This is a genomic window from Pseudomonas kermanshahensis (genome assembly GCF_014269205.2).
Classification (GTDB): domain Bacteria; phylum Pseudomonadota; class Gammaproteobacteria; order Pseudomonadales; family Pseudomonadaceae; genus Aquipseudomonas; species Aquipseudomonas kermanshahensis.
Genome location: NZ_JABWRY020000001.1, coordinates 1,663,105 through 1,685,613, shown reverse-complemented (window position 1 = coordinate 1,685,613; position 22,509 = coordinate 1,663,105). Strand labels below are relative to the sequence as shown.

The following is a 22,509-nucleotide window of genomic DNA, read 5'->3' as shown; positions in this document are numbered from 1 at the left end:
CCACCGCATGAGAAAAGCATGGACCCGTTCGACGCCTCGGCCCTGAAACTGCAAAAAAACCTGCTCAACCTGCGACAATCGCGTGATCGATTTAGAAAGGAGGGCTATGACAAGGAAGCCGATGACCTTGAGAAGTCGATCGCGCGAATAGAGGCGGTGTTGAGCAAGATGGCGGGCACGGTCAAACCACCGACCTTGCAGTAGCCCCTGTTCAGCCAGCGGCCAGCGCATGAGTGATTTGTAGTGTCTGCGCGGGTAAGCTCTTTGCTCATGCCTTCATACAGGAATAGGGAAATGAGCGTTGACTGGCACGCAGGGCCGATCACCAGAAGCACCCCGCTGGACAAACACTACCGGAGCACGCAAAAAGTTCGACGGTTCCTGACGGATGAGTGCGGAAGCGCATTCAAGTTTGATCGCGCCTTCATGGCCTGGATCAAGAGCGGCGAGCCGTTGACGATCGGCGACGTGGCTGACGGGTGGATACGTACCCATCTTTGAATTTGGCGCGCTGAGGGTGAGGGGTTAACTCAAGCAGATGTGTTCGGTAACTTGCGGCAATACACCAATGCCAGGTGGCGTCTTCGTGGGCCATTTCTTCGGCCTGAGGCACAGCTGGGCGAGCCAAGTGCAGATGTCATTTCAAAGCGTGGAAGACGTTCGGCGGCTTTCAGAGGGGCTTGAGGTTATCCTGTTGCGTGAAACGGAATCCCCTATGATCATCGATTCTGAATCCGTGAATTGGCATCGGATCGATGTGATCGTGCGCACGGTGCATTCCGCCAAGGCTAACCAAGCCTAATGACCCGAACCGTATGCCCTTTACGCCTTTTGTCGTTCTCTGCTGGAAGCCCTAATGAACAAATTGATCCTGCCTGTCGCCATCTTCTTTAGCGTACTCATCGCTGGGAAAGCCTCCGAGCATTTCGGGCTGGAGGGCAGCTGGAAAATCGGCCTGCTCTGCGTTGTAGCGGCTGCCGTGCAGATCGCCGTGACCCGTTTCCAGCGCCTGCAACAGCAAAAAGTGCAACGCTGACCCTGCGACGGAACCGCCCTAGCCCGCCTTGGCGGGCTTTGTTTTGCCCGTTGAAATCAGAATCGATATCCCCGGTTCGCGAGAGCAAACAAAAGGGAATTGGCCTCACCATCAATCCAACTGTCTGCCTCAGCACCCGCACAGCCAGATGATCGCGGATCCATTTTGTACGTTCATTTCTCGAATGACGCCCACTGCTTTACGCAAATCAAAACAACGAAAGCGGGTAGTTAATGATTAGGCGGTTTTCATTGAAACTGGTATTAGTCCCCCACGCTCGACGCAGTGTCGAATTTCGCCATTTGACGTTCAGGTCTTTAAGCGCGCCAGACTGGAAAACATAAGCCAGTTCACTCTCCCTGCCCCACTCCTCGGCGTCATTCTCAGTACCCACATGGATACCGCTACCCTTGATGTACCGGTTCATAAGGGTCAGCCCGGGCACGCCCAGTGCCGTGAAATTATAATCATGTCGCAACTGCCAAGAGCGCTCATTAGCATTTTCGTAGCTAGAGTTAAAGCTGTCATTGGCCAGTGAGCCACCCGACGTGCCGTTGACTTTCATCCAACCGTCCTGACCAGAGACCTTTTGCAACCCGATATAAAATGTGTTTGCACCATACTTGGCGAAAAACAACCCAGACCCTGTACGGTTATCAAGATCTCCCGCCAGAGATCGCCCCTCATCCTTACCAGTGAACCATTGTAAATTGGCACCCAGCGTCCAGTCGCCAACGGATTGGCTATGGGTGAGCTGCACCATCTGCTGACTATAGATATCTTTCAACTCAGCCCCCCACACGCCGAGCATCGTCCGCTTGTCATTGAACGTATACTCGCCACCCAGGAAGTTGAACCGATCAGAGGTGACGCCCGGTTTCTGCGCGAGGAACATATCCTCCATGCTGGCATCATTTCGCGGGCTGTTAGCACGGAATTGCCCGCCGTAGAGGGTAACATTTTCGATTTCTCGAGAAGTAATCTGTGCACCGCGGAACGTCTGGGGTAACGACCGGCCGTCATCTGAACGCAAGATTGGCAGCGTAGGCATCCATTCGCCGACCTTGAGCTCTGTAGAAGAGAACCGCGCTTTACCTGCAATTGCCAAACGCCCGTAATCATCGGCCGCGCGGCCATCATCATGAATGGGCAGCAATTGTGTTCCTCGGGTGCCACGCCCACTGTCTAACTTCACGGCGAACAGCCCCAGGGCGTCAACGCCAAAGCCCACCGGCCCTTGGGTGAAGCCCGACTTATAACTCATGATAAAAGCTTGACTCCACTCTTCTGCTTTGCCTTGAGTGGCAGCGTCGCTGACAAAGTTACGATTAATGTAAAAATTACGTAGTGCCAGCGCAGCAGTTGATTCCCCTATGAATCCAGCCTCGGTTGCCTGCACGCAGACTGCCGTACTGAGAAACGGCAGAACAAAAAACATCTTTGCGTTATTGTAAATATATTCGGATGCGCGGATTTTCATTTCTTATTATTTCCATCACAGACATTCAATATAAACGCAGCTTGTCACGCCGAGTATTCATTCAACGAGGTTTTGTACAACGCTTTCTATTATTTGACGCCCCCTTTAAGCAGAGGGTTCTTCCGTTTCAATGAATAGCGCAAGCCTGCATAATCTCAGGCTTATTGCCGCGCCTCCGTGGCGCAGCGCGTGGCTGAGCGCTGGCGCGCTATTGTTGCGACATCCAGCAGACGGCGACGGCCGAGCCCCTCAATTCGTGAGCGCAAGCCAAACTCCCAGTACCCTCTATAAAGTCGAAAAATGAGCACGCCAAAGACAAAGCGCATGGCACTTGGCGAGGCGCGCCCAGAAGAGGAAAACGATCAAGCACTACCTGCAGTGTCGCTGCAGGTCAGCAAATCTCAACCCGCGCTGGAAGGTGTCTTGCAGCGGGTGTATTCCAGTTGGTAAAGCGTGGTGGCGAGCTGCTGCTCAGGGTCGTCCAGCAGGTTGCTCAACTCCGCGACCAGTCGCTCTCTGATATGCCCGACATAGTCAGCGGCGCAACCTTCGATCATGATGATCCAGGATGGAATTTCAGTGCCCTCTGATCGGGCCTTCTTCTCCGCAGTCTCAACCTTGCTGACGGCTTCATCAGCGGTGCAGAAGTGGACACCGGTGATCCCTTGTGCGTCGACCAGCGGGGGCAACATTCGATCGCGCAATGCTTGCAGAACGTCCGTGTAGCGCTCGACGGCGACATTGAAGCGCAGGGTCACCAAATAAGCGCCATTACCCACACCGGCCGTGTAATGAACGTCGCAAATTGATCGGGCGACATTACGGTATGACTGCACGACTTTCTGTGTCCATGGCGTCGGCGCATTTAGGCGAGCCAGATAATCTGGCCCCCCCAGCACCTCGACAGAATCAGCCTCGTACAGATTGAAATAGGCAGGCCCAGCATCGAGCGCGATGTATCGTCGCCCCCGCTGAAATCCCGGAATCGCCGCGCGCTCTGGCATGTGTTCACGGTTATGCCATTCGTAGAACTCATCCCGCGCGTCGGGCATAAGATCATGCCAAATTGCAACCACGCCTGTTCCTGCAAAGCTCATGTCTTATTCTCCGGCATTAATCAACATTTGGATGACGGCCCGCAACCCAGGCAGCTCCCATTTCCGCTACATACGGCACTACCGCCTGAGACTGTTCGCCCAGCCCTGTGCCCCCTACGCGCATGACGTCACCCGCCTTGAGAAACACATTTGGTTTCTGTCCAAGCCCAACACCTGGTGGTGTCCCGGTGATAATCACATCACCCGGCATGAGCGGCATGAAACGGCTCAGGTAAGAAACGATGTGCGCGACACTGAAAATCATGGTCCGAGTGTTACCGTTCTGATAACGCTTGCCGTTCACTTCCAGCCAGAGGTCGAGGTTCTGCGGATCGGCGATTTCATCGCGAGTCACCAACCAAGGGCCAAGTGGCGCGAAGGAAAAGCTGCTCTTACCCTTGGTCCATTGCCCTTCGTACTCAAGCTGATAGGCGCGTTCGGAGACATCGTTAGCCAGGCAGTATCCGGCGATATGATCCAGCGCCTTGCTTTCTTCTACGTGCCAGGCGGGTGAACCAATCACGATGGCCAGTTCAACTTCCCAGTCGAGCTTCTTCGCATCACCCGGCAGAATCACAGGGTCGTTTGCACCGCTGATAGAGCCTGTGTGTTTATTGAATACAACAGGCTGGCTCGGAATAGGCGTGTTGGTCTCGGCGGCGTGGTCAGAATAATTGAGGCCGATGCAGATCAGGTTCGGCACACTGCCCACACACGGCCCCAGACGCGATCCAGCAGGCGCGAACGGCAGACGCTCAATGTCGACACCGCGCAGCTTCTCGATGCTGGACGGCGACAGCGCCGCTGCATCGATGTCATCGACAATGCCAGTGAGATCCCTGACCTGTCCTTGAGCATCCAAAATTCCAGGCAGTTCTTGTCCAGGCAAACCGAAACGAACCAAGCGCATACGTTACTCCTCAAGCGTTGAAAAAAAGACAGACAGTGAACCTGCCTCGCCGAACTGGATGTCCAGCGGCTGGTGAGTGGGAACTTCGAGTACCCCTGCATAGGAGCCGGTGATCACGACCTGACCCGCTTGCAGATCAATGCCCCGTGCAGAAAGAAAATTTGCAAGCCAGACGATCGGTGCGACGGGGTCATGATCCGGGTGAGTGCCGGCAACGCTCACAGGCTCGCCACCCGGATGACTAAGCGTTACATCAAGGTGAGTGGGCAAATTGTTCGAGGTTAGTGAAACGGCACGTGCCCCCAGGACTAGCCCCTGGTTGAACAACCCGTCAGCCAGCAACTGCTCAAACGTAACTTTTTGCGGATCGGTGTACCGACTGTCGATCACCTCCAGCGCAAGGTGTACCTGGCTGATAGAGCGCGTTATGTCGTCGGCCGTGTAAGGCGCCGCGCGGGCAGGAAGGCCGGCCCCTAACACGCATGCAAGCTCAGGTTCGATTCGCACCTTGGAAGTTGCGGAGCCCAGGGAGTATTGGTCGCAGCTCACGATGCTATCGGTGTAGATAGGCGCGACTATCCACTTGCCGGGCTTGGGCAATGCGCATTTCCATCCGCCCACTTTTTTCCCGGCCAGCACACCGACATGCTGCTGTATCTCGAAGCCTTGCTCTAGGCTCAGTGAAATCTCATTGCATGGCAGGGCATCTAATTTATTACCCGTTTGGCGTGCGTTCACGAGGTGCGCGGCGGCTTGCAGAAGGATGGATTCAGGCGCATCGGCTGATTGACTGAACTTATCCATGCACTTCATCCCTGCACACTGGATTGCCGAGGCCATACCGTACCGAGCTTGTTCGCAGCATCCTCGAGCAATGCATGCAAATCCTCGTAGCGGTCTGGATGCATGCGCAACACCGGACCGGCGATACTCATGGTCCCGACCACAATTCCAGATGGAATGAGCCTCACCGGAACCGCGATTGCCCACACGCCGGCCTCAGCCTCTTCCACAACGAGTCCGTAGCCCCGTGCTCTGGTCGCCGCCAAGTCGGAAAGTAAGCGTTCGACAGTATTGATAGCCCGAGGACCCTTGCCTGTACCCTGGTCTTTGCCCAAACCGTCGCGGATAGCAATCTCGACAGCTTGCTCGTCAGGCATAGATGCAAGCCAGGCTTTGCCATTAGCGGTGGTGTACAGATTGATAGGCTGATCCATGGCGGGCGAGTACATCAACCCAGGTGCAGCGCCTTGAGCCGAGGCCAGCCAGGACAAACCGCCCTCGCATACGACCGTTAGGCGTACCAGCTCATGGGATAAAGACGCTACATTCTCAATGATCGGCTGAACAAGCTCCGGCAAGCCGATGCCGTTCAGATAACGCTGCCCCAAAAGCGCCAATTTGAGTGTCAGACGGTATTGGGATGTCGCCTCATCCTGCTCGGCCCACCCTTGCTCCACCAATTGTGCAAGCACACGGTGCGCAGGCCCCTTTTCCATCCCCAATTCACCTGCAATATCGGACATTCGCATCCAGCGGGCCTCACGAGCCAGCAGCTCGATAGCCTCAAGGCAACGATCAACAGCACCTTTAACGACTCTCATGGAATTATTCTCAGCTGGTTTTGAGCAGCGCCGACGAAAATGTCACGCCGTTCTATCTGGAACACAGTTACAATAGTAATCATCACGCGATCGTCAAGTCAACGCAAATACGTTCAGTCGCTTGCCCCCTCCCCAACTGCTTATCTATACCCGACTCACTAGAAGTACAGCGATGAGGCTGCATTCACGCTGGCGGGCCTTCCACTCCCTCAAACCATGAATGGCTCGCGAACAGCCGGCCTAAGGGCGGCCGACTCATGAACCTGAACCGTGCCAGCACGCTTGACAAAGGCAATGCTCGGGAACAACATTACAAATGGAACGACGTTACAATAACAAAATTACGGTACCGGAGACACTTCATGAGCCATGGCATCCCGAGCGATCCACACCCCAAGCGTCAGTCAAGGAAGGCCGCAGCTAGCGGCTGGATCGGCTCGGCGTTGGAGTACTACGACTTTTTCATTTATGCGACTGCCGCTGCCCTGCTTTTCCCGCAACTGTTTTTTCCAACGGACGATCCAACCGTAGGAATCATCGTTTCACTCGCTAGCTTCGGCGTTGGGTATATCGCACGACCTATAGGAGCAGTGGTGCTAGGGCACTTGGGTGACCGCCATGGCCGCAAGACAGTATTGGTCTACTGCATGTTCTTGATGGGCTTCTCGACCATGTGCATTGGCTTACTCCCGACCTACCAGCAGATCGGCGTGTGGGCTCCCGCAATACTGATTATCTTGCGTCTGATCCAAGGGTTCGCGGTTGCCGGTGAAGTGTCTTGCGCAAGCTCTATGACCATGGAGCATGCACCTGACGGGCGCCGTGGTTACTTCGCAAGCTTTACCCTTCAAGGCGTGCAAGCTGGGCAACTGCTCGCGGCGGGGGTTTTCCTGCCACTCGCCCAATTCATGCCTGCGGATGAGTTTGCGTCATGGGGCTGGCGAATTCCCTTCTTGCTCAGCGCTGTGGTGCTTGTGGTCGGATGGATCATCCGCCGCGAAGTACATGAGGCCCCAGTCTTCGCTGAGGCGCGAGCACAGGACAAACCTCGTAAATTGCCAGTAGTCGAGGTACTCACCGAAAGCTGGAAGGATGTGTTGCGCGTCATCTGCATGGCACTCTCTGCAGTACTTGCAATCCTCGCCTCCGTGTTCGGCGCCACCTATGCAGTCCAGCCTGCTTACGGTATTGGTTTTCCCTCCGGCTTGTTCATGTGGATTCCTGTCCTGGGCAATTTGTGCGCTGTGATACTTATCCCATTCGTCGGTAAACTCTCTGACAGAATTGGCCGTCGCCCCCCGGTGATCGTGGGCGTGCTCTGCGGCGGTCTCTTGTCGTTTGGGTACCTCTATGCAATCAGCATCCACAATCTCTGGCTGTCTCTGATTCTCTCGCTTCTCATGTGGGGCGTGGCCTACCAAGGTTTCAATGGTGTTTTCCCAAGCATGTTCCCTGAGTTGTTCCGCACACGGGTACGCGTCACTGGTATGGCCATCGGTCAAAACATCGGCGTGGCATGCACTGCATTTCTGCCAGCCCTGTTCGTATCGGTTGCGCCGCCTGGCACCGAAAATATCCCTCTGAAAATTGGAGCGCTGACTTTCGGTATCTGTGCCATCTGCGCCATTGCGGCGTTTACTACCCGCGAAACGTTCCGTATTCGCCTGAGCGAACTGGGTGACCCCGACGCTGTGCCAATGTCGAAGGAGGAGTACGAACTGCTGCGGGAAAAATCCAATCCCAGATCGAGCACTAGCACCCCGAATCAAGCGCTCAAAAATCAACTCCAGTGATGCCCGACTGACAACCAGACTCATCACTCTCAACGTGTTGCGCAGTTGCTCTGCGCAGCACGTTAAGCACCCCGGCGATAAACGTGTGCGCCGCCAGCAAGAAAGTCCAACAGCTGCGAGCTGGCAATTGGCGTGCCCCCGTCAACTACAGTAGGTTCACATGCATCCACTCATCACCGGCAAAACGCGCATCTATGGATTGATAGGTGATCCGCTCAAGAGCGCCAAATCGCCAATGCTGCTGAATAGGCTATTCGCCGAAGCACAGTCTGACGCCGTCTGCATTCCATTGGAGGTCGGTACGCAGGGCCTGGCCGAGTTCGTAAAAGGCGCGCGCACAATCCGCAACCTCGCCGGACTACTGGTCACCATGCCGCACAAGCAAACCATGCTTGAAGTCGTAGACATTCTTCACCCTACCGCGCGCCAGATCGGCGCAATCAATGTGGTTCGCTGCGACAAGGACGGTCGCTGGGAGGGAGCCGTGTTCGATGGGCTCGGCTGCGTACTGGGCATGCAGCGTCAGGGTGTTTCTCTACACGGGAAATCAGTTCTCCTGGTCGGAGCAGGGGGCTCGGGAAGGGCCATCGCTTTCGCCGTTGCCGCTGCTGGCGCCCGCTCACTGACCATTTCAGATTTGGATCCGCTCCGCGCCGCTGACTTGGCGCAAATCGCTGGCAAAGAAGGGGCGTGCAACGTACAAGCAGGGCCTCCAGATCCTACAGGTCATGACATCGTTATCAATGCTACCCCGCTTGGCATGAACCCTGATGATCCGATGCCAATAGAAGCAACGCTGCTGAACCCAGCCACGGTGGTGGTCGACATCATCACTCGAGCCGAGCCGACCGCTTTATTAATTGAGGCACAAACACGCGGATGCAAAACCCTTGACGGCCAGCCCATGCACGTAGGCCAGGCCTTGCTGGCTCTTAGTTTCTTGGGTTTTGAAGACATCGAGCGCCGTTACTCGACGGGATTGTAGCCTCCCATACCCCTCCCCTGACTGCCAGCCCTCACCCTCTTCATCACTCCAATCAGAACATTCTACGATGCGCATGCTTTCGGCATGCGCGCACCCCTCACGCCGACTGCTATTGCTCCACAGCGCCGGCACAGCGCTCAGCGCCCTACCAAAACGTAACTTACTTCCGTTCATAACAGGGTCGTGATAGGCTGTTTTGCAACCTCAAAAATGTCGCTTGCGCGCTATTCTTTCGCGGTTCGATCCGTAACCTCCATGGCACCGCAGGTTTGTCAAACATACTTATTTATAAAGGTGGATGTTTGAAAGTCGTTCTCCTAGAAGTCAGCCACTGGCACACCCCGCTCTATCTCGATGCGCTTGAGCGCTTGCCTGATGTAACGGTCACGGCGGTGTCCGACGCAACGGGGTCGCGGGGTCCCGCTCTCGCCCAGCGTTTCGGAGCGCAACTTTACGATCACTGGGAAACCCTGCTGGAAAACGAGGAAGCTGATTTTGCCTTCGCCTTTGGCCCGCATGATGAGCTGTATGCCATGGGCGAGGCATTGATCGAGCAAAAGGTCCCCTTCGCGATGGAAAAGCCTTGCGGGCTAACCCAGCATGAGGTGCTGGACCTTTACCAACGCACCGAAGCCAACGGTCTGTTCGTGGCGGTGCCGTTGATATGGAGGCACAGTGAATTACTGAACCGCCTAAAACAAGAAGCCAGGCAGAGTGAAGCCAAGTGGAGAACCCTGGCGTTTCGATTCAACGCTGGCCCGCCTGGACGCTACCTGGCTAACAGTTGCTCTTGGATGCTTGAGCCAAAACGATCGGGGGGCGGATGCACGATCAATCTCGCCCCTCATTTCGTCGATCTGGTTGAGGAAATCTCCGGAGAGGCGATTCGCAGCGTGTCGGCAGTGATGTATCGCGATTCGTTACTGACAGCAGTAGAGATCGGCTCGTTGATGACTTTGGTGACCGAGAGTGGCTGCATCTGCACTATCGAAACGGGGTACAATTATCCCGCCAATACACCCGAGCAGCGGGAGTATTCATTTTCAATGTCAACTGATCAGTTCTATGCGCGCTCTACCGCTGACGGCTTGCGACTGGTCGACGCGTCCGGGCAGGCAAGTGACCTGCACATGAGCTTGAACTCTGACGTGTATTACGACAACTTCGTAACCGACATCCTCGCGCCTGACCGAGACGTTGCTTATACAGGCGCCAGGTTAGCAACCATGCACCGCGTCATGCGCATCATCGAGGCGGCCTATGAGTCAGATCGCCTGGGTGGCGCCCCCATCACCCTATAATGCCCTGACGCGAAACAAAGGACTAAAAATTGTCACATATAGGCCGCTACTTCAATACTCTGGAACTGCTCCTTTCCCATCCAGGCGGCCTCGCCCTGTCTGAAATCAGTGAACAGACTCAAGTGGCGATGGCCACGGCTCACCGTATATTGAGCGCCCTGCGGGAAAGAGGCTACGTTTACCAGGACGAGCAGGACCATTACTGCCTGACGCTGAAAATCCCCAGCATGGGCGTGAACTACATCACTGAAACTGGGTTTGCCAGGATCATGCAACCTTTGCTCAACGAACTAGCCAGCGAAACCGGCGAGCATGTTCGCCTGGCGGAAGTTGCAGAGGATCATCTGACTTGGGTATTGCAGGCCACGAAAAATAACAGGGGCCTTCAATACCGCCGCGCCCTAGACGAAAAAATCATTCCCCATACCACTGCGGCAGGCAAAGCATGGCTCTCCACTATGCGTGATGAGCGCGCCATGCGCATTCTCGCCGCCTGGGATATCGAGAATAGCCGAGAATATGCAGGGCCCAACGCACGCGTTTCGATTCGCGACATTTTTGATGACATCGCACTGATTCGCAAAGAGGGGCATGCGGTAGTACGAGAAGAAGGCGAAGTGGGCGTGTGCGTCGTGGCAGTGCCTGTATTCGACCCCTCACGATCAAGCAACTCAGCCCCGGTGGCAACTCTTAGCATCGCCGGCCCCATTGCACGCATGCGCGAGGAAACCTTGGATGCTCATATTGAACACTTGAAACGTTCGGCCACCAGGGTGGGAGAGTGCTGGTCTCTGTGGACATCTGTCAGCGGGGGAGACTCGTAAGCTGCGCGCTAATGCTCTAACTTGCACCTGGGCCCATTGCGGGCCTCAGGGCTACTGGGGCGACGAGCGATAGAAAGGCAACTACCGAATGTTCCACCCCTTCTCACGCAGATCCTGCACACCTTTGTTCAGTTCATATAAGGCGTTTTCTTCGCGGATGATTTCGAGCACGCAGTTTTCAATACCGCAGGTCGCGTGAACGGCTTCACCCAATCCGATGAAGTCTACCACTCCGGTACCAACTGGATCATGCCCCCACACATCCGTGCCGGTGTCGGACACATGCACAAAGTCGATAGCACTCTGGTAGGCCAGCAAACTCGCTACTGGGTCCTCACCTATGTAAGCAGCGTTGGCGATGTCATAAACGACTCTGACGACATCATCATTGACAGTATCAACAACCTCAGCCAACTCCCGCATCGTAGGTGTGAAGCAATACGGGGTATTTTCTAGCAGCAAGCGCACACCAGCCTGTTTCGCCAGCGGCGTCAGAGCCGCCAGGCTCTCGTACATCCAATCATAAGTCTTTTCGAGCGGTGGAGAAATCATCGGGCGCCGCGTGCCAGGAGATATCACCACCTCCTGGGTACCCCAAGCGACAGCCAGGTCAATCACCGCCTTAATGTGATCAATGCTCTTCTGACGCATGTTGGCGGCGGGACTTGCCAAGTTGACGTCATAGCCGCCGGCATTGAGCGACCTGATCTTGGCATCGTACTGACGTAGACGCACGCTTGCAGCAGAACGCTCTGCAGTCGACATTTCCACCGGCCAGCAATGTGGCGAACTTACGGGCACCTCGAACACACGGTGCCCATGCTCAGAGAGCTGCGCAATTGCATCGATTGCCGTGGATGACCACAGATAAGAAAACGTGCTGATGATCATATCGAAACATCCTTTCAGTTGAGTATTCACCGGAGTGAAACGGGCCATTCATATTATGAATTTTGTAGGCTGACCACTATCGCTTGCAGCAAGACGCGACCATGGATGCAGATAAATGGCGACAGCCAATGCGCTGCTAAGGAAATCCTGATGATGAAAAAAACATAACGTAATCGAATTCCATTGTCAATTTGGTTGCAAAGTCACACTTGGTTTTGTAGGTTAGGGCTCCCACCTACAACAAAATCTATGTGTGAGGGTTGTTAAATGAGAGCTTTGGTGAGTGGCGGTAGTAGCGGCATCGGTGCTTCGGTATGCCTCAGGATCGCGGAGGCTGCGCTTGCCCGGGGCTCGCAGCCGAAAATTGCCGTTTGTGGGCAAGCCCCAAACTCAACCCAGGATGAAATCGTTCGAAAAATCATAGCCATGGGTGGCGTCGCGATATCATTGTCTGGTGATCTCGGCGATCCTGCAGTGCCTGACCAACTGGTAGCAGCTGCAGTGGCCGAATTCGGCGGGCTTGACACGCTGGTTGCGAATGCCGGCGTCGCCAGCCCCGGCGCGATCTGCAATTTGTCCATTGAGGATTGGGACGACATGTTCGCCGTCAATCTTCGCGGCGCCTGGTTGCTTGCCAAAGCAAGCTACCCGCATCTTCGCGAAAGCCGAGGCTCAGCGTGCTTTACCTCGTCGATGTCTGGCCAGCTTCCGCACGCCGGCTCTGGCGCCTACAGCCCCACCAAGGCAGCATTAACAATGCTGGCGCAAACTCTCGCCCTGGAGTGGGCACCTGAAGGCATTCGGGTCAATATCGTGTCCCCAGGCATGACACATACACCCATGTCTGAAAAAATGTACGCTGATCCGCAGATCAAGAAAGCACGAGAAGCGATCATCCCACTGGCCAGAATCGGCGAACCGCTAGACATCGCAAACGTGATCGAATTTCTCATTAGCCCGCTAGCGGGCTATGTCACGGGACAGGATATCTGTGTCGATGGCGGATTCTCCAAATCGATCCTTAGCCATATTCCAGGTCGACCAAGCTCCAAATGATTATCACGGCTGGGGATTGAGCCTATACAGAAAGACTTAAATCCAAACCCTCTACAAGACACTAAAATGGGGCCGTGCGACCTTGCATTGTGTCGTGCGGCTTCGACCGAAGCTGTATCCTCGCGAGCTTCTATTCGCACCTACCTGCGCCTTGGCCATTTAAACCCCTCCCCTAAAACTCAAGCCCGCCGACCTACTCGGGCGAGGCGAACTTAGCATCGATGGCGACAATATCTACAAGCAGCTGATCTGCGGCGCAGCAGTGGGCTGGATGGTGGTCGGCAAACAAAGCATCAACCCACCGACGAGGGGCGATGGGGTCAGCACCTCTGAGCTATCGGCCAGGCCGAGGGCGAGCTACAAAACGAGCTCATCGACTCGCTGAAACGGTCACCTACTACCGACACAAGCGCACCAGCAAGCGCAGGAAGAACCCCGGCAAGGAATGAATCAGCTATTTCTTCCTGAACAAGTCAGCTAAGCCGAGACCCTTAGGCAGCGATCTGAGCTTGGCTTGACTGAAGTGAGGCGAACTCGAAGCGAAGGCGAGCAGCTAAGGACCTAGCATGTTGGGGCCGAGGTAGGCAGTTGCGCGACATCTTCGAGAAGGCGCCAATCGACGGGCTCAGAACTACGGACGTATCGGAAGCGCTTCCGAAATAAAGTGCCCATGGGTAGTTTTTCTACGCCCCAAAAACGCAAAAAGCCCTGAATAATCAGGGCTTTGAATATGGCGGAAGCGTAGAGATTCGAACTCTAGGATAGTTGCCCATCGACGGTTTTCAAGACCGTTGCCTTAAACCACTCGGCCACGCTTCCAGCTCGTTTTGCGGCCGCCATAATACCGTAATGAAACACGCTGTCAAACTCTCTGTGTCGCGGGTTGCAGGACGTCTGATAGACTCCTAGCATCTGAACGTCTGAAACCACAGGTTTACCAAGGAGCCTCGCCATGCGCGAACAGGATTACGCCGTACACCACGGCCAGCAGGTCGAGCAGCAGGAGATCAGCAAAGTCCTGCGCAACACGTACAGCCTGCTGGCACTCACCCTCGCCTTCAGCGGTGTCATGGCCTTTGTGGCCCAGCAGATGCGCGTCGGCTACCCGAACGTGTTCGTGGTGCTGATCGGCTTCTACGGGTTGTTCTTCCTCACCAACAAACTGCGTGATTCGGCCTGGGGCCTGGTGTCCACCTTTGCCCTCACTGGCTTCATGGGCTTCATCCTCGGCCCTATCCTCAACCGTTACCTGGGCATGGCCGGTGGCGCTGAAGTGGTCAGCTCGGCATTCGCCATGACCGCACTGGTGTTCGGTGGCCTGTCGGCCTATGTGCTGATCACCCGCAAGGACATGAGCTTCCTCAGCGGCTTCATCACGGCAGGCTTCTTCGTGCTGCTGGGTGCAGTGGTTGCCAGCTTCTTCTTCCAGATCAGCGGCCTGCAATTGGCGATCAGCGCTGGCTTCGTGCTGTTCTCGTCGGTCTGCATTCTGTTCCAGACCAGCGCGATCATCCATGGCGGCGAGCGCAACTACATCATGGCGACCATCAGCCTGTATGTATCGATCTACAATCTGTTCGTCAGCCTCCTGCAGCTGTTCGGCATCATGGGCCGCGACGACTGATATCGCGCCTCATTAAAAAGCCCGCTTCGGCGGGCTTTTTTGTGCGCCAAAGACTGACTTAAAAGTCAGCTTATTGAGCGAACAGACACCGATCATGCCGCCATCGTGCTTGCCCCTACCCCAATTGCGCTTCAGCCCGTAGAATGCGCTCCTTTTTTCTTCCGGGGCGGCTTTCTGCAATGAGCTCACACGAACACAGCCCAGGCGCATCGGCGCCTGCCAATGAACTGGTGCTGGGTCTTGAGGACAAGCCACGGCTGCTGATCGGCCTGCTGGCGGCGCTGCAGCACCTGCTGGCGATCATCGTGCCGATCGTGACACCGGGCCTGCTGATTTGTCAGGCATTGGGTGTTTCGGCGCGGGACACCAACCTGATCGTATCCATGTCGCTGGTGATCTCCGGCATCGCCACCTTCGTCCAGTGCAAGCGCTTCGGGCCGTTTGGCGCGGGGTTGCTGATTGTTCAGGGCACCAGCTTCAACTTCGTCGGGCCGTTGATTGCTGGCGGCGCGCTGATGGTCAAGCAAGGCACGCCGGTAGAAGGCGTAATGGCGGCCATTTTTGGCGTGGTGATCGCAGGCTCCTTCGTGGAGATGGGCGTGTCGCGTATCCTGCCGTTCGTCAAACGCCTGATCACGCCACTGGTGACCGGCATCGTCGTGCTGATGATTGGCCTGACCCTGATCAAGGTCGGCCTGATCAGCATGGGCGGCGGCTTTGGCGCGATGGCCAACGGCACCTTCGCCAATGGCGAAAACCTGCTGCTGTCGGGCGTGGTGCTGGCGATCATCGTCATTCTCAACCGCATCCCGGTGGTATGGATGCGCAGCTGCGCTATCGTCATCGCCTTGGCGGTGGGCTATGCGCTGGCCGGCTACCTGGGCCGCCTGGACTTCACCGGCATGCACGAGGCTGCGCTGTTCCAGGTGCCCACACCGCTGCACTTTGGCCTCAGCTTCTCGTGGGCGCTGTTCATTCCGATGCTGGTGATCTACCTGGTGACATCGCTGGAAGCCATTGGTGACGTTACCGCCACCAGCAAGGTCTCGCGCCAACCGGTCGAAGGCCCGGTGTGGATGCAGCGGATCAAAGGCGGCGTGCTGGTCAACGGCGCCAACTCGCTGCTGGCCGGCTTGTTCAACACCTTCCCCAGCTCAATCTTCGCCCAGAACAACGGCGTTATTCAGCTGACCGGCATCGCCAGCCGCCATATCGGCATCTGGATCGCTGTGATGCTGGTGCTGTTGGGCCTGTTCCCGACGGTTGCTGGAGTGATCCAGGCGGTACCGGAGCCGGTACTGGGTGGCGCGGCCATGGTGATGTTCGGCGCGGTAGCGGCCTCGGGTATCAACATCCTGGCCAGCACGCAGCTGGACCGTCGCGCCCTGCTGATCATTGCTGTGTCGCTGGCCTTGGGCCTGGGCGTGGCCCAAGTGCCTGAGTTCCTGGCCCACATGCCGGCGGCAATCCGCAATGTGCTGGAGTCGGGCGTCGCCACCGGCGGTATCTGCGCCCTGGTGCTGAACTGGTTCCTGCCAGAGAGCAAAGAGCGCGCCTGACCCTTCAGCGCCTCGCTGAAAAGCCCAGCCCCTCTGCACAAGGCCACGAGGTCCTTGTATGAGCGGGGTTGGGCTTTTTTGCTTTATCATGGCGGCATTCCTTTGCATGAGTTGTCCATGAAATTCGCTATCGCGGTTTTTTCCCCGGCCCATGCGCCCTCCTCGCGCCGCGCCCTGCGCTTTGCCGAGGCGGTGCTGGCCGGCGGGCATGAGATTGCCCGGTTGTTCTTCTATCAGGACGGGGTACACAGTGCCTCGGCCAACGTGGTCACGCCCCAGGATGAGCTGGATGTCGCCGCCCAATGGCGCACCTTCATCGACCACCACCAGCTGGACGCGGTGGTGTGCATTGCCGCTGCATTGCGCCGTGGCGTGCTCGACGAGGCCGAAGCCAGCCGCTATCAACGGCCAGCCGCGAACCTGCCCAAGCCCTGGGAGCTGTCCGGGCTCGGCCAACTGCACGAGGCGGCGCAGAGTGCCGATCGGCTGATCTGCTTCGGAGGCGATTGAAATGGCCAAGTCATTGTTGATCATCAGCCGCCAGGCACCCTGGAACGGCCCATCGGCCCGTGAGGCGCTGGACATCGCACTGGCCGGTGGCGCGTTCGACCTGCCGCTGGGCATGCTGTTCCTGGACGATGGCGTGTTCCAGCTCGCCCCGGGCCAGCAACCTTCAACTTTGCAACAGAAGAACCTGGCGGCCAACCTGCAGGCCTTGCCGATGTTCGGCGTAGAAGCGCTCTTCGCCTGCAGCCATAGCCTGCGCCAGCGCGGCCTTGCCGCCGACACCCTGGCGCTACCGGTGCAGGTGTTGGACGACGCGGCACTGACCGCATTGATCGCCCGTTTTGACCAGGTGGTAACGCTGTGATGACAACCCTGCATGTAATTGCCCACTCGCCCTTCGGCGACGACCGCCTGGCCAGTTGCCTGCGCCTGCTCGGTGCCGACGATGCACTGCTGCTGTGCGGTGATGCGGTCTATGCACTGCACGCCGGCAGCGAGCCCCAGCAGCTGCTGCAAGCCGCCGCGCTCGATCAGCGCTTGTTCGCCCTCGACGAAGACCTGCACGCCCGCGCGGTTGCCAACGACCTGGCCACGCCTGTGGACTACGCTGCATTCGTCGAGCTGTCGCTGCATTACGACAAGGTCAACAGCTGGCTATGAGTACGCTGAACGTTGGCGATCAAACGATTGCCCTGGACAAGGACGGCTTCCTGGTCGACCTGCACGACTGGTCCCCTGCCGTCGCCGATGCCCTCGCCACACGTGAAGGCATCCCGCTGACCGCTGACCACTGGGAAATCCTCGAGCTGCTGCGCCAGTTCTACCAGGAATTCCAGCTTTCGCCGGCCACACGCCCGCTGATCAAGTACACCGCGCTGAAGCTGGGCCCTGAAAAGGGCAACAGCCCGCACCTGAACCGCCTGTTCAACGGCACTCCTGCCAAACTTGCCGCCAAGCTGGCGGGCCTGCCCAAGCCGACCAACTGCATATGATCGAACCACGCCCGCTCACCCTGGAAACACCCGCCGAACACCCGTTCGCTGAATTCGTGCGCATCCTTGGCAAAGGCAAGCGCGGCGCGCGCGGCCTGACCCGCGAAGAAGCCCGCGCGGCCATGACCTTGCTGCTGGAAGACAAAGTCGAGGACACCCAGCTCGGCGCCTTCCTCATGCTGCTGCGGCACAAGGAAGAAAGCGCCGATGAACTGGCCGGTTTCACCGAGGCCCTGCGCGCGCACTTGCAAGCGCCGCACATTGCCGTGGACCTGGACTGGCCCACGTACGCGGGCAAGAAGCGCCACCTGCCCTGGTACCTGCTGGCGGCCAAGTGCCTGGCCAACAACGGGGTGCGCATCCTGATGCATGGCGGCGGCGCCCACACCGCCGGGCGCATGTTCACTGAACAACTGCTCGAACAGCTGCAGATTCCGCTGTGCCGCGACTGGGCGGCTGTCAGCACCGCGCTCGACCAGCAGCGGCTGGCGTTTTTCCCGCTGCAGGACTGGGCACCCCAGTTGCAACGCATGATTGACCTGCGCAACACCTTGGGCCTGCGCTCGCCAATTCACTCCTTGGCTCGGGTACTGAACCCGCTGGGTGCGCGCTGCGGCCTGCAGAGCATCTTCCACCCTGGCTACCAGGCGGTGCACCGTGAAGCTAGCCGCCTGCTCGGCGACCATGCCGTGGTGATCAAGGGCGATGGCGGCGAGATCGAGGTCAATCCCGATGTCATCAGCCATCTCTATGGCACTACAGCGGGCGAGGCCTGGGATGAAGAGTGGCCAGCCCTGAGCGAACGCCGCCATGTCAAACCACCGAGCCTGCAGCCGCAGCAACTGCTCGCCGTGTGGCAGGACGAAGCCGAAGACAGCTACGGCGAAATGGCCGTGGTCGCCACCATGGCCCTGGCCTTGCGCGGGCTGGGGCAGAACCGTGACGACGCCTTCGCCACAGCGCGTCGCTACTGGAGCGAACGCAACGCATCGATTTAATCGATTAAAGACCCCGAGTCTTTGCGCTATTTATTCGAACGATATTCCCTAGACTGGGCTCCAACGACAAACAACTTTGTTCCAGGAGCTCAACATGGGCCTTTTGATCGACGGCCGCTGGCACGACCAGTGGTATGAAACAGGCAAAGACGGGGCCTTCAAACGCGAAAACGCCCAGCGCCGCAACGCGTTGCCCGCACCCGAGGCCGGCCGTTATCACCTGTACGTGTCACTGGCTTGCCCATGGGCGCACCGCACCCTGATTTTCCGTGCCCTCAAGGGCCTGTCGCCGCTCATCGATGTGTCGGTGGTGAGCTGGCTGATGCAAGAGAATGGCTGGACCTTCGACCAGCAGCAGGGCTCCACCGGCGACCACCTCGATGCACTCGAATTCCTGCACCAACGCTACACCCAGGATGACCCGCACTACACCGGGCGCGTTACCGTGCCGGTGCTGTGGGACAAAAAAGAGAAGCGTATCGTCAACAACGAATCGGCCGAGATCATCCGCATCTTCAACAGTGCCTTCAACGAGCTGACCGGCAACCGCCTGGACCTCTACCCCGAGCCCTTGCGCCCGGCGATCGAAGCGCTGAACGAACGGATCTACCCCGCAGTGAACAATGGCGTCTACCGCGCAGGCTTCGCCACCACGCAAGAGGCCTACGAGGCCGCGTTTGACGACGTGTTCAATGAGCTGGATTACCTGGAAGACGTGCTGAGCCGCAATCGCTACCTTGCTGGCGAGTACCTCACCGAGGCGGATGTACGACTGTTCACTACGCTGGTGCGCTTTGATGCGGTGTACCACGGGCACTTCAAGTGCAACCTGCGACGCCTGAGCGACTACCACAACCTGTCAAACTGGCTGCGCGAAGTGTACCAGTGGCCGGGGGTGGCGCAGACGGTGGATATGGAGCATATCCAGAAGCATTACTACATGAGCCACAAGACCATCAACCCGAATGGGATCGTGCCTAAAGGGCCATTGCAGGACTTTGGTCTGGCGCATGATCGGGAGCGGTTGGTGGGCCAGGGGATCTGGGTTAACCGGTGACACAGCGGGGCTGCTTTGCAGCCCTTCGCAGCACAAGGCTGCTCCCACAGCTCCGGCGCACGCCTGTGTAGGAGCAGCCTTGTGCTGCGAAGGGCCGCAAACGGCCCCACCCGTTTCAGCTATGTTGCGAACCTTCAAACCACGCCAGCTTCTCACGCAACTGCACCACTTCCCCCACAATCACCAGGGTCGGCGCATGCACTTCATGCTGGGCCACAAGCGCCGGCAAATCCGCCAGGGTGCCCGTAAACACCCGTTGATTGCGCGTAGTGCCTTGCTGCACCAGCGCCGCGGGCGTACTGGCCGCACGCCCATGACGAATCAGTTCGGCGCAAATGGTCGGCAAGCCTACCAACCCCATGTAGAACACCAGGGTTTGCGCCGGTGCCACCAGGTCATCCCAAGGCAAATTGCTGGTGCCATCCTTGAGATGCCCGGTCACAAAGCGCACCGATTGGGCGTAGTCGCGATGGGTCAGCGGGATGCCGCCATAGGCTGAACAACCACTGGCCGCGGTAATGCCGGGCACCACCTGGAAGGGGATGCCCTGCTCGGCCAGCTGTTCGATCTCCTCGCCACCACGGCCAAAGATGAACGGATCGCCACCCTTGAGCCGCAGCACGCGCTTGCCCTGCTTGGCCAAGTCGACCAACAGGCGGTTGATCTGGTCCTGCGGCACGGCATGGTCAGCGCGGCGCTTGCCGACGTAGATACGCTCGGCATCACGCCGGCACATGTCGATGATGGCCGGGGCCACCAGGCGGTCGTACAGCACCACATCGGCCTGCTGCATCAGGCGCAACGCGCGGAAAGTCAACAAGTCCGGATCGCCCGGCCCTGCCCCCACCAGATACACCTCACCGCCCTGCTGCACCGGCGCGCCGTCGACCATGGCCTGCAACAGGCGTTCGGCCTCGGCACCCTGCCCGGCCAGCTGACGCTCGGCAATCGGGCCCTGGAAGACATTTTCCCAAAAGCCGCGACGCTGGTTGACGTCTGGGTACAGGCGTTTGACCTGGTGCCGGAACCGCGCCGCCAGCCCGGCCAGTTCGCCGTAGGCCGAAGGGATCCACGCTTCAAGCTTGGCGCGAATCAAACGCGCCAGCACGGGCGCATCACCCCCACTGGAGACTGCCACCACCAACGGCGAGCGGTCGACGATGGCCGGGAAGATCACCGTGCACAGGGCCGGCGCGTCCACCACATTGACCGGCAGGTTGAGCGCCTGGGCATCGGCCGATACCTGGGCGTTCAGCCCAGCGTCATCAGTGGCCGCGATCACCAGCCGGCAACCGACCAGGTCGGGCGCCTGATAGCCGCGCACCAAGACCTCACCGCCACCTTCCCGGGCCAGTGCGGCCAGTTGGCCGTCAACCTCGGGCGCCACCACGCGCAGCGCGGCGCCGGCATCCGCCAGCAGGCGCGCTTTGCGCAAGGCAATTTCACCGCCGCCGACGACCAGTACCCGGCCGCCCTGCAGCTTGTGGAACAGTGGCAGGTAATCCATTTAGCGGATGACCTCGACACCACCCATGTACGGCTTGAGCACCTCAGGCACACGGATCGAACCGTCGGCCTGCTGGTAGTTCTCCAATACCGCCACCAGGGTGCGGCCGACTGCCAGGCCAGAACCGTTGAGGGTATGTACCAGCTCTGGTTTGCCGGTTTCCGGGTTGCGCCAGCGGGCTTGCATGCGACGCGCCTGGAAATCACCGCAGTTGGAGCAGGAGCTGATCTCGCGGTACTTGTCCTGGCTCGGTACCCACACTTCCAGGTCGTAGGTTTTCACCGCACCGAAGCCCATGTCGCCGGTGCACAGCGCCAGTACCCGGTAGGGCAGTTCCAACAACTGCAGCACGCGCTCGGCATTGGCGGTCAGGCCTTCGAGGGCTTCCATCGACTTGGATGGCTCGACTACCTGGACCATTTCGACCTTGTCGAACTGGTGCTGGCGGATCATGCCACGGGTGTCACGGCCCGATGCGCCGGCTTCACTGCGGAAGCAAGGCGTGTGGGCGACCAGCTTGAGCGGCAGTTGCTTGGCATCGAGGATTTCGCCGGCAACCAGGTTGGTCAGCGAAACCTCGGCGGTTGGGATCAGGTAGAAGTCAGCTTCGCCTTCGCGGCTGATCTTGAACAGGTCTTCCTCGAACTTCGGCAGCTGGCCGGTGCCCTGCAGGGCCGGCGCTTGTACCAGGTACGGGGTGTAGTGCTCTTCGTAGCCGTGCTCGCCGGTGTGCAGGTTGATCATGAACTGCGCCAGGGCGCGGTGCAGGCGGGCGATCGGGCCACGCAGCACGGCAAAGCGGGCGCCAGACAGCTTGGCTGCCGCTTCGAAGTCCAGGCCACCGCTGATTTCGCCCAGGGCGACGTGGTCTTTGATTTCGAAGTCGAAGGCTTTAGGGGTGCCCCAGCGGCGTACTTCAACGTTGTCGTCTTCGCTGGCACCAACCGGCACGCTGGCGTCCGGCAGGTTAGGAATGGTCAGCAGGATGCCATCCAGCTCAGCCTGGATGCCGTCCAACTCGACTTTGCCTGCGGCCAGCTCATTGGCCATGCGCTCGACGTCGGCCATCAGCGGCGCAATATCTTCGCCCTTGGCCTTGGCCTGGCCGATGGACTTGGAACGGGCGTTACGCTCCGCCTGCAGTTGCTCGGTGCGCGTCTGCACGGCCTTGCGGCGCTCTTCCAGTGATTCGATGCGCGCGACATCCAGGCTGAAGCCACGGGAGGCCAGGCGATCCGCCACTTCCTGAAGTTGGCCGCGTAACAGTTTGGAATCGAGCATATCGTTC

The 22,509-nt window shown here is 58.2% G+C and carries 25 protein-coding genes and 1 tRNA gene; 17 read left to right on the top strand and 9 right to left on the bottom strand.

What is annotated here, in order from left to right; translation table 11 throughout:
• Positions 1-18 precede the first annotated feature (18 nt).
• The 4 genes from HU764_RS07705 to HU764_RS07690 all read left to right on the top strand — a co-directional run bounded on the left by HU764_RS07705 (position 19) and on the right by HU764_RS07690 (position 1,036).
• Positions 19-204: a hypothetical protein gene (locus HU764_RS07705; protein ID WP_186704073.1), complete on the top strand. Its 186-nt coding sequence runs from the start codon at positions 19-21 to the stop codon at positions 202-204.
• 90 nt (positions 205-294) lie between these two features.
• The gene (locus HU764_RS07700) at positions 295-501 is read left to right on the top strand and encodes a DUF6434 domain-containing protein (RefSeq protein ID WP_186704074.1); all 207 of its coding nucleotides are present in this window, start codon (positions 295-297) and stop codon (positions 499-501) included.
• 85 nt (positions 502-586) lie between these two features.
• Positions 587-802, top strand: a complete 216-nt coding sequence (locus HU764_RS07695) for a hypothetical protein (RefSeq protein WP_225935623.1) — start codon at positions 587-589, stop codon at positions 800-802.
• 54 nt (positions 803-856) lie between these two features.
• The gene (locus HU764_RS07690; RefSeq protein WP_085273057.1) at positions 857-1,036 is read left to right on the top strand and encodes a hypothetical protein; all 180 of its coding nucleotides are present in this window, start codon (positions 857-859) and stop codon (positions 1,034-1,036) included.
• Between the two features lie 208 nt (positions 1,037-1,244).
• Here the strand turns inward: HU764_RS07690 and HU764_RS07685 are convergent, their stop codons facing one another.
• The 5 genes from HU764_RS07685 to HU764_RS07665 form a co-directional block, all read right to left on the bottom strand.
• Entirely contained in the window at positions 1,245-2,474 is a 1,230-nt protein-coding gene (locus tag HU764_RS07685) for an OprD family porin (RefSeq protein ID WP_225935702.1), read from the bottom strand.
• A 443-nt stretch (positions 2,475-2,917) separates the two neighbouring features.
• On the bottom strand, positions 2,918-3,613 hold the full coding sequence (locus tag HU764_RS07680) for a hypothetical protein (protein ID WP_186681178.1): 696 nt from the start codon (positions 3,611-3,613) through the stop codon (positions 2,918-2,920).
• A 16-nt stretch (positions 3,614-3,629) separates the two neighbouring features.
• Positions 3,630-4,523, bottom strand: coding sequence for a fumarylacetoacetate hydrolase family protein (locus tag HU764_RS07675; protein ID WP_186681180.1), 894 nt, complete (start codon positions 4,521-4,523; stop codon positions 3,630-3,632).
• Between the two features lie 3 nt (positions 4,524-4,526).
• Positions 4,527-5,327, bottom strand: a complete 801-nt coding sequence (locus HU764_RS07670) for a 2-keto-4-pentenoate hydratase (protein ID WP_186704076.1) — start codon at positions 5,325-5,327, stop codon at positions 4,527-4,529.
• Between the two features lie 5 nt (positions 5,328-5,332).
• The gene (locus HU764_RS07665) at positions 5,333-6,127 is read right to left on the bottom strand and encodes an IclR family transcriptional regulator (RefSeq protein WP_027592714.1); all 795 of its coding nucleotides are present in this window, start codon (positions 6,125-6,127) and stop codon (positions 5,333-5,335) included.
• A 362-nt stretch (positions 6,128-6,489) separates the two neighbouring features.
• Here HU764_RS07665 and HU764_RS07660 point away from each other — a divergent pair, with 362 nt between their 5' ends.
• The 4 genes from HU764_RS07660 (at position 6,490) to HU764_RS07645 (ending at position 11,030) form a co-directional block, all read left to right on the top strand.
• Positions 6,490-7,920 carry an MFS transporter gene (locus tag HU764_RS07660; RefSeq protein ID WP_099454718.1) on the top strand — a complete coding sequence of 477 codons (1,431 nt, stop codon included), beginning with the start codon at positions 6,490-6,492 and terminating at the stop codon, positions 7,918-7,920.
• 160 nt (positions 7,921-8,080) lie between these two features.
• Positions 8,081-8,905 (top strand): shikimate dehydrogenase family protein, encoded by an 825-nt coding sequence (locus HU764_RS07655; RefSeq protein ID WP_186681186.1) that lies wholly within the window; start codon positions 8,081-8,083, stop codon positions 8,903-8,905.
• Between the two features lie 302 nt (positions 8,906-9,207).
• A complete protein-coding gene (locus HU764_RS07650) occupies positions 9,208-10,206 on the top strand; it encodes a Gfo/Idh/MocA family protein (RefSeq protein ID WP_186681188.1) in 999 nt (332 codons plus the stop codon).
• A 29-nt stretch (positions 10,207-10,235) separates the two neighbouring features.
• Positions 10,236-11,030 (top strand): IclR family transcriptional regulator, encoded by a 795-nt coding sequence (locus HU764_RS07645; protein WP_186681190.1) that lies wholly within the window; start codon positions 10,236-10,238, stop codon positions 11,028-11,030.
• Positions 11,031-11,111: 81 nt separating this feature from the next.
• On the opposite strand, the gene HU764_RS07640 is transcribed toward HU764_RS07645, so the two are convergent.
• Positions 11,112-11,921: a sugar phosphate isomerase/epimerase family protein gene (locus HU764_RS07640; RefSeq protein ID WP_186704077.1), complete on the bottom strand. Its 810-nt coding sequence runs from the start codon at positions 11,919-11,921 to the stop codon at positions 11,112-11,114.
• Between the two features lie 267 nt (positions 11,922-12,188).
• Between HU764_RS07640 and HU764_RS07635 the strand changes: the two genes are divergently transcribed.
• A complete protein-coding gene (locus tag HU764_RS07635) occupies positions 12,189-12,977 on the top strand; it encodes an SDR family NAD(P)-dependent oxidoreductase (RefSeq protein ID WP_099454723.1) in 789 nt (262 codons plus the stop codon).
• 731 nt (positions 12,978-13,708) lie between these two features.
• On the opposite strand, the gene HU764_RS07630 is transcribed toward HU764_RS07635, so the two are convergent.
• Positions 13,709-13,796: transfer RNA gene (locus tag HU764_RS07630), tRNA-Ser, on the bottom strand.
• A 133-nt stretch (positions 13,797-13,929) separates the two neighbouring features.
• Here HU764_RS07630 and HU764_RS07625 point away from each other — a divergent pair.
• From HU764_RS07625 to HU764_RS07590, 8 genes are all read left to right on the top strand, one after another.
• Positions 13,930-14,601: a Bax inhibitor-1/YccA family protein gene (locus tag HU764_RS07625; RefSeq protein WP_003251184.1), complete on the top strand. Its 672-nt coding sequence runs from the start codon at positions 13,930-13,932 to the stop codon at positions 14,599-14,601.
• Positions 14,602-14,780: 179 nt separating this feature from the next.
• On the top strand, positions 14,781-16,160 hold the full coding sequence (locus HU764_RS07620; protein ID WP_085273009.1) for a nucleobase:cation symporter-2 family protein: 1,380 nt from the start codon (positions 14,781-14,783) through the stop codon (positions 16,158-16,160).
• A 117-nt stretch (positions 16,161-16,277) separates the two neighbouring features.
• Positions 16,278-16,670, top strand: a complete 393-nt coding sequence (gene tusD / locus HU764_RS07615; RefSeq protein WP_099428820.1) for a sulfurtransferase complex subunit TusD — start codon at positions 16,278-16,280, stop codon at positions 16,668-16,670.
• Position 16,671: 1 nt separating this feature from the next.
• On the top strand, positions 16,672-17,031 hold the full coding sequence (tusC, locus tag HU764_RS07610; protein ID WP_099454724.1) for a sulfurtransferase complex subunit TusC: 360 nt from the start codon (positions 16,672-16,674) through the stop codon (positions 17,029-17,031).
• Positions 17,031-17,327, top strand: coding sequence for a sulfurtransferase complex subunit TusB (tusB, locus tag HU764_RS07605; RefSeq protein ID WP_186681195.1), 297 nt, complete (start codon positions 17,031-17,033; stop codon positions 17,325-17,327). The genes tusC and tusB overlap by 1 nt, the downstream gene beginning before the upstream one ends.
• Positions 17,324-17,659 (top strand): TusE/DsrC/DsvC family sulfur relay protein, encoded by a 336-nt coding sequence (locus tag HU764_RS07600; RefSeq protein WP_027592724.1) that lies wholly within the window; start codon positions 17,324-17,326, stop codon positions 17,657-17,659. The genes tusB and HU764_RS07600 overlap by 4 nt, the downstream gene beginning before the upstream one ends.
• Entirely contained in the window at positions 17,656-18,657 is a 1,002-nt protein-coding gene (locus HU764_RS07595) for a glycosyl transferase family protein (RefSeq protein ID WP_186681197.1), read from the top strand. Before HU764_RS07600 ends, HU764_RS07595 begins: the two co-directional genes overlap by 4 nt.
• A 94-nt stretch (positions 18,658-18,751) precedes the next feature.
• Positions 18,752-19,714, top strand: coding sequence for a glutathione S-transferase family protein (locus tag HU764_RS07590; RefSeq protein WP_186704078.1), 963 nt, complete (start codon positions 18,752-18,754; stop codon positions 19,712-19,714).
• 115 nt (positions 19,715-19,829) lie between these two features.
• On the opposite strand, the gene cysG is transcribed toward HU764_RS07590, so the two are convergent.
• Positions 19,830-21,221 carry a siroheme synthase CysG gene (gene cysG / locus HU764_RS07585; protein ID WP_027592727.1) on the bottom strand — a complete coding sequence of 464 codons (1,392 nt, stop codon included), beginning with the start codon at positions 21,219-21,221 and terminating at the stop codon, positions 19,830-19,832.
• Complete coding sequence (serS, locus tag HU764_RS07580; protein ID WP_186681199.1) at positions 21,222-22,502, bottom strand: serine--tRNA ligase; 1,281 nt, start codon at positions 22,500-22,502, stop codon at positions 21,222-21,224. It abuts the gene before it with no gap.
• Positions 22,503-22,509: the final 7 nt, after the last annotated feature.

Excerpts from the sequence above, each read along its gene's own strand:
- HU764_RS07620 (WP_085273009.1), top strand. The coding sequence starts at position 14,781 with ATGAGCTCACACGAACACAGCCCAGGCGCATCGGCGCCTGCCAATGAA.
- HU764_RS07655 (WP_186681186.1), top strand. The coding sequence starts at position 8,081 with ATGCATCCACTCATCACCGGCAAAACGCGCATCTATGGATTGATAGGT.
- cysG (WP_027592727.1), bottom strand. The coding sequence starts at position 21,221 with ATGGATTACCTGCCACTGTTCCACAAGCTGCAGGGCGGCCGGGTACTG.
- HU764_RS07665 (WP_027592714.1), bottom strand. The coding sequence starts at position 6,127 with ATGAGAGTCGTTAAAGGTGCTGTTGATCGTTGCCTTGAGGCTATCGAG.
- serS (WP_186681199.1), bottom strand. The coding sequence starts at position 22,502 with ATGCTCGATTCCAAACTGTTACGCGGCCAACTTCAGGAAGTGGCGGAT.
- HU764_RS07685 (WP_225935702.1), bottom strand. The coding sequence starts at position 2,474 with ATGTTTTTTGTTCTGCCGTTTCTCAGTACGGCAGTCTGCGTGCAGGCA.
- HU764_RS07705 (WP_186704073.1), top strand. The coding sequence starts at position 19 with ATGGACCCGTTCGACGCCTCGGCCCTGAAACTGCAAAAAAACCTGCTC.
- HU764_RS07635 (WP_099454723.1), top strand. The coding sequence starts at position 12,189 with ATGAGAGCTTTGGTGAGTGGCGGTAGTAGCGGCATCGGTGCTTCGGTA.
- HU764_RS07675 (WP_186681180.1), bottom strand. The coding sequence starts at position 4,523 with ATGCGCTTGGTTCGTTTCGGTTTGCCTGGACAAGAACTGCCTGGAATT.
- HU764_RS07680 (WP_186681178.1), bottom strand. The coding sequence starts at position 3,613 with ATGAGCTTTGCAGGAACAGGCGTGGTTGCAATTTGGCATGATCTTATG.
- tusC (WP_099454724.1), top strand. The coding sequence starts at position 16,672 with ATGGCCAAGTCATTGTTGATCATCAGCCGCCAGGCACCCTGGAACGGC.
- HU764_RS07640 (WP_186704077.1), bottom strand. The coding sequence starts at position 11,921 with ATGATCATCAGCACGTTTTCTTATCTGTGGTCATCCACGGCAATCGAT.
- HU764_RS07600 (WP_027592724.1), top strand. The coding sequence starts at position 17,324 with ATGAGTACGCTGAACGTTGGCGATCAAACGATTGCCCTGGACAAGGAC.
- HU764_RS07690 (WP_085273057.1), top strand. The coding sequence starts at position 857 with ATGAACAAATTGATCCTGCCTGTCGCCATCTTCTTTAGCGTACTCATC.
- HU764_RS07660 (WP_099454718.1), top strand. The coding sequence starts at position 6,490 with ATGAGCCATGGCATCCCGAGCGATCCACACCCCAAGCGTCAGTCAAGG.
- HU764_RS07595 (WP_186681197.1), top strand. The coding sequence starts at position 17,656 with ATGATCGAACCACGCCCGCTCACCCTGGAAACACCCGCCGAACACCCG.
- tusD (WP_099428820.1), top strand. The coding sequence starts at position 16,278 with ATGAAATTCGCTATCGCGGTTTTTTCCCCGGCCCATGCGCCCTCCTCG.
- HU764_RS07670 (WP_186704076.1), bottom strand. The coding sequence starts at position 5,327 with ATGGATAAGTTCAGTCAATCAGCCGATGCGCCTGAATCCATCCTTCTG.
- HU764_RS07590 (WP_186704078.1), top strand. The coding sequence starts at position 18,752 with ATGGGCCTTTTGATCGACGGCCGCTGGCACGACCAGTGGTATGAAACA.
- tusB (WP_186681195.1), top strand. The coding sequence starts at position 17,031 with ATGACAACCCTGCATGTAATTGCCCACTCGCCCTTCGGCGACGACCGC.
- HU764_RS07625 (WP_003251184.1), top strand. The coding sequence starts at position 13,930 with ATGCGCGAACAGGATTACGCCGTACACCACGGCCAGCAGGTCGAGCAG.
- HU764_RS07700 (WP_186704074.1), top strand. The coding sequence starts at position 295 with ATGAGCGTTGACTGGCACGCAGGGCCGATCACCAGAAGCACCCCGCTG.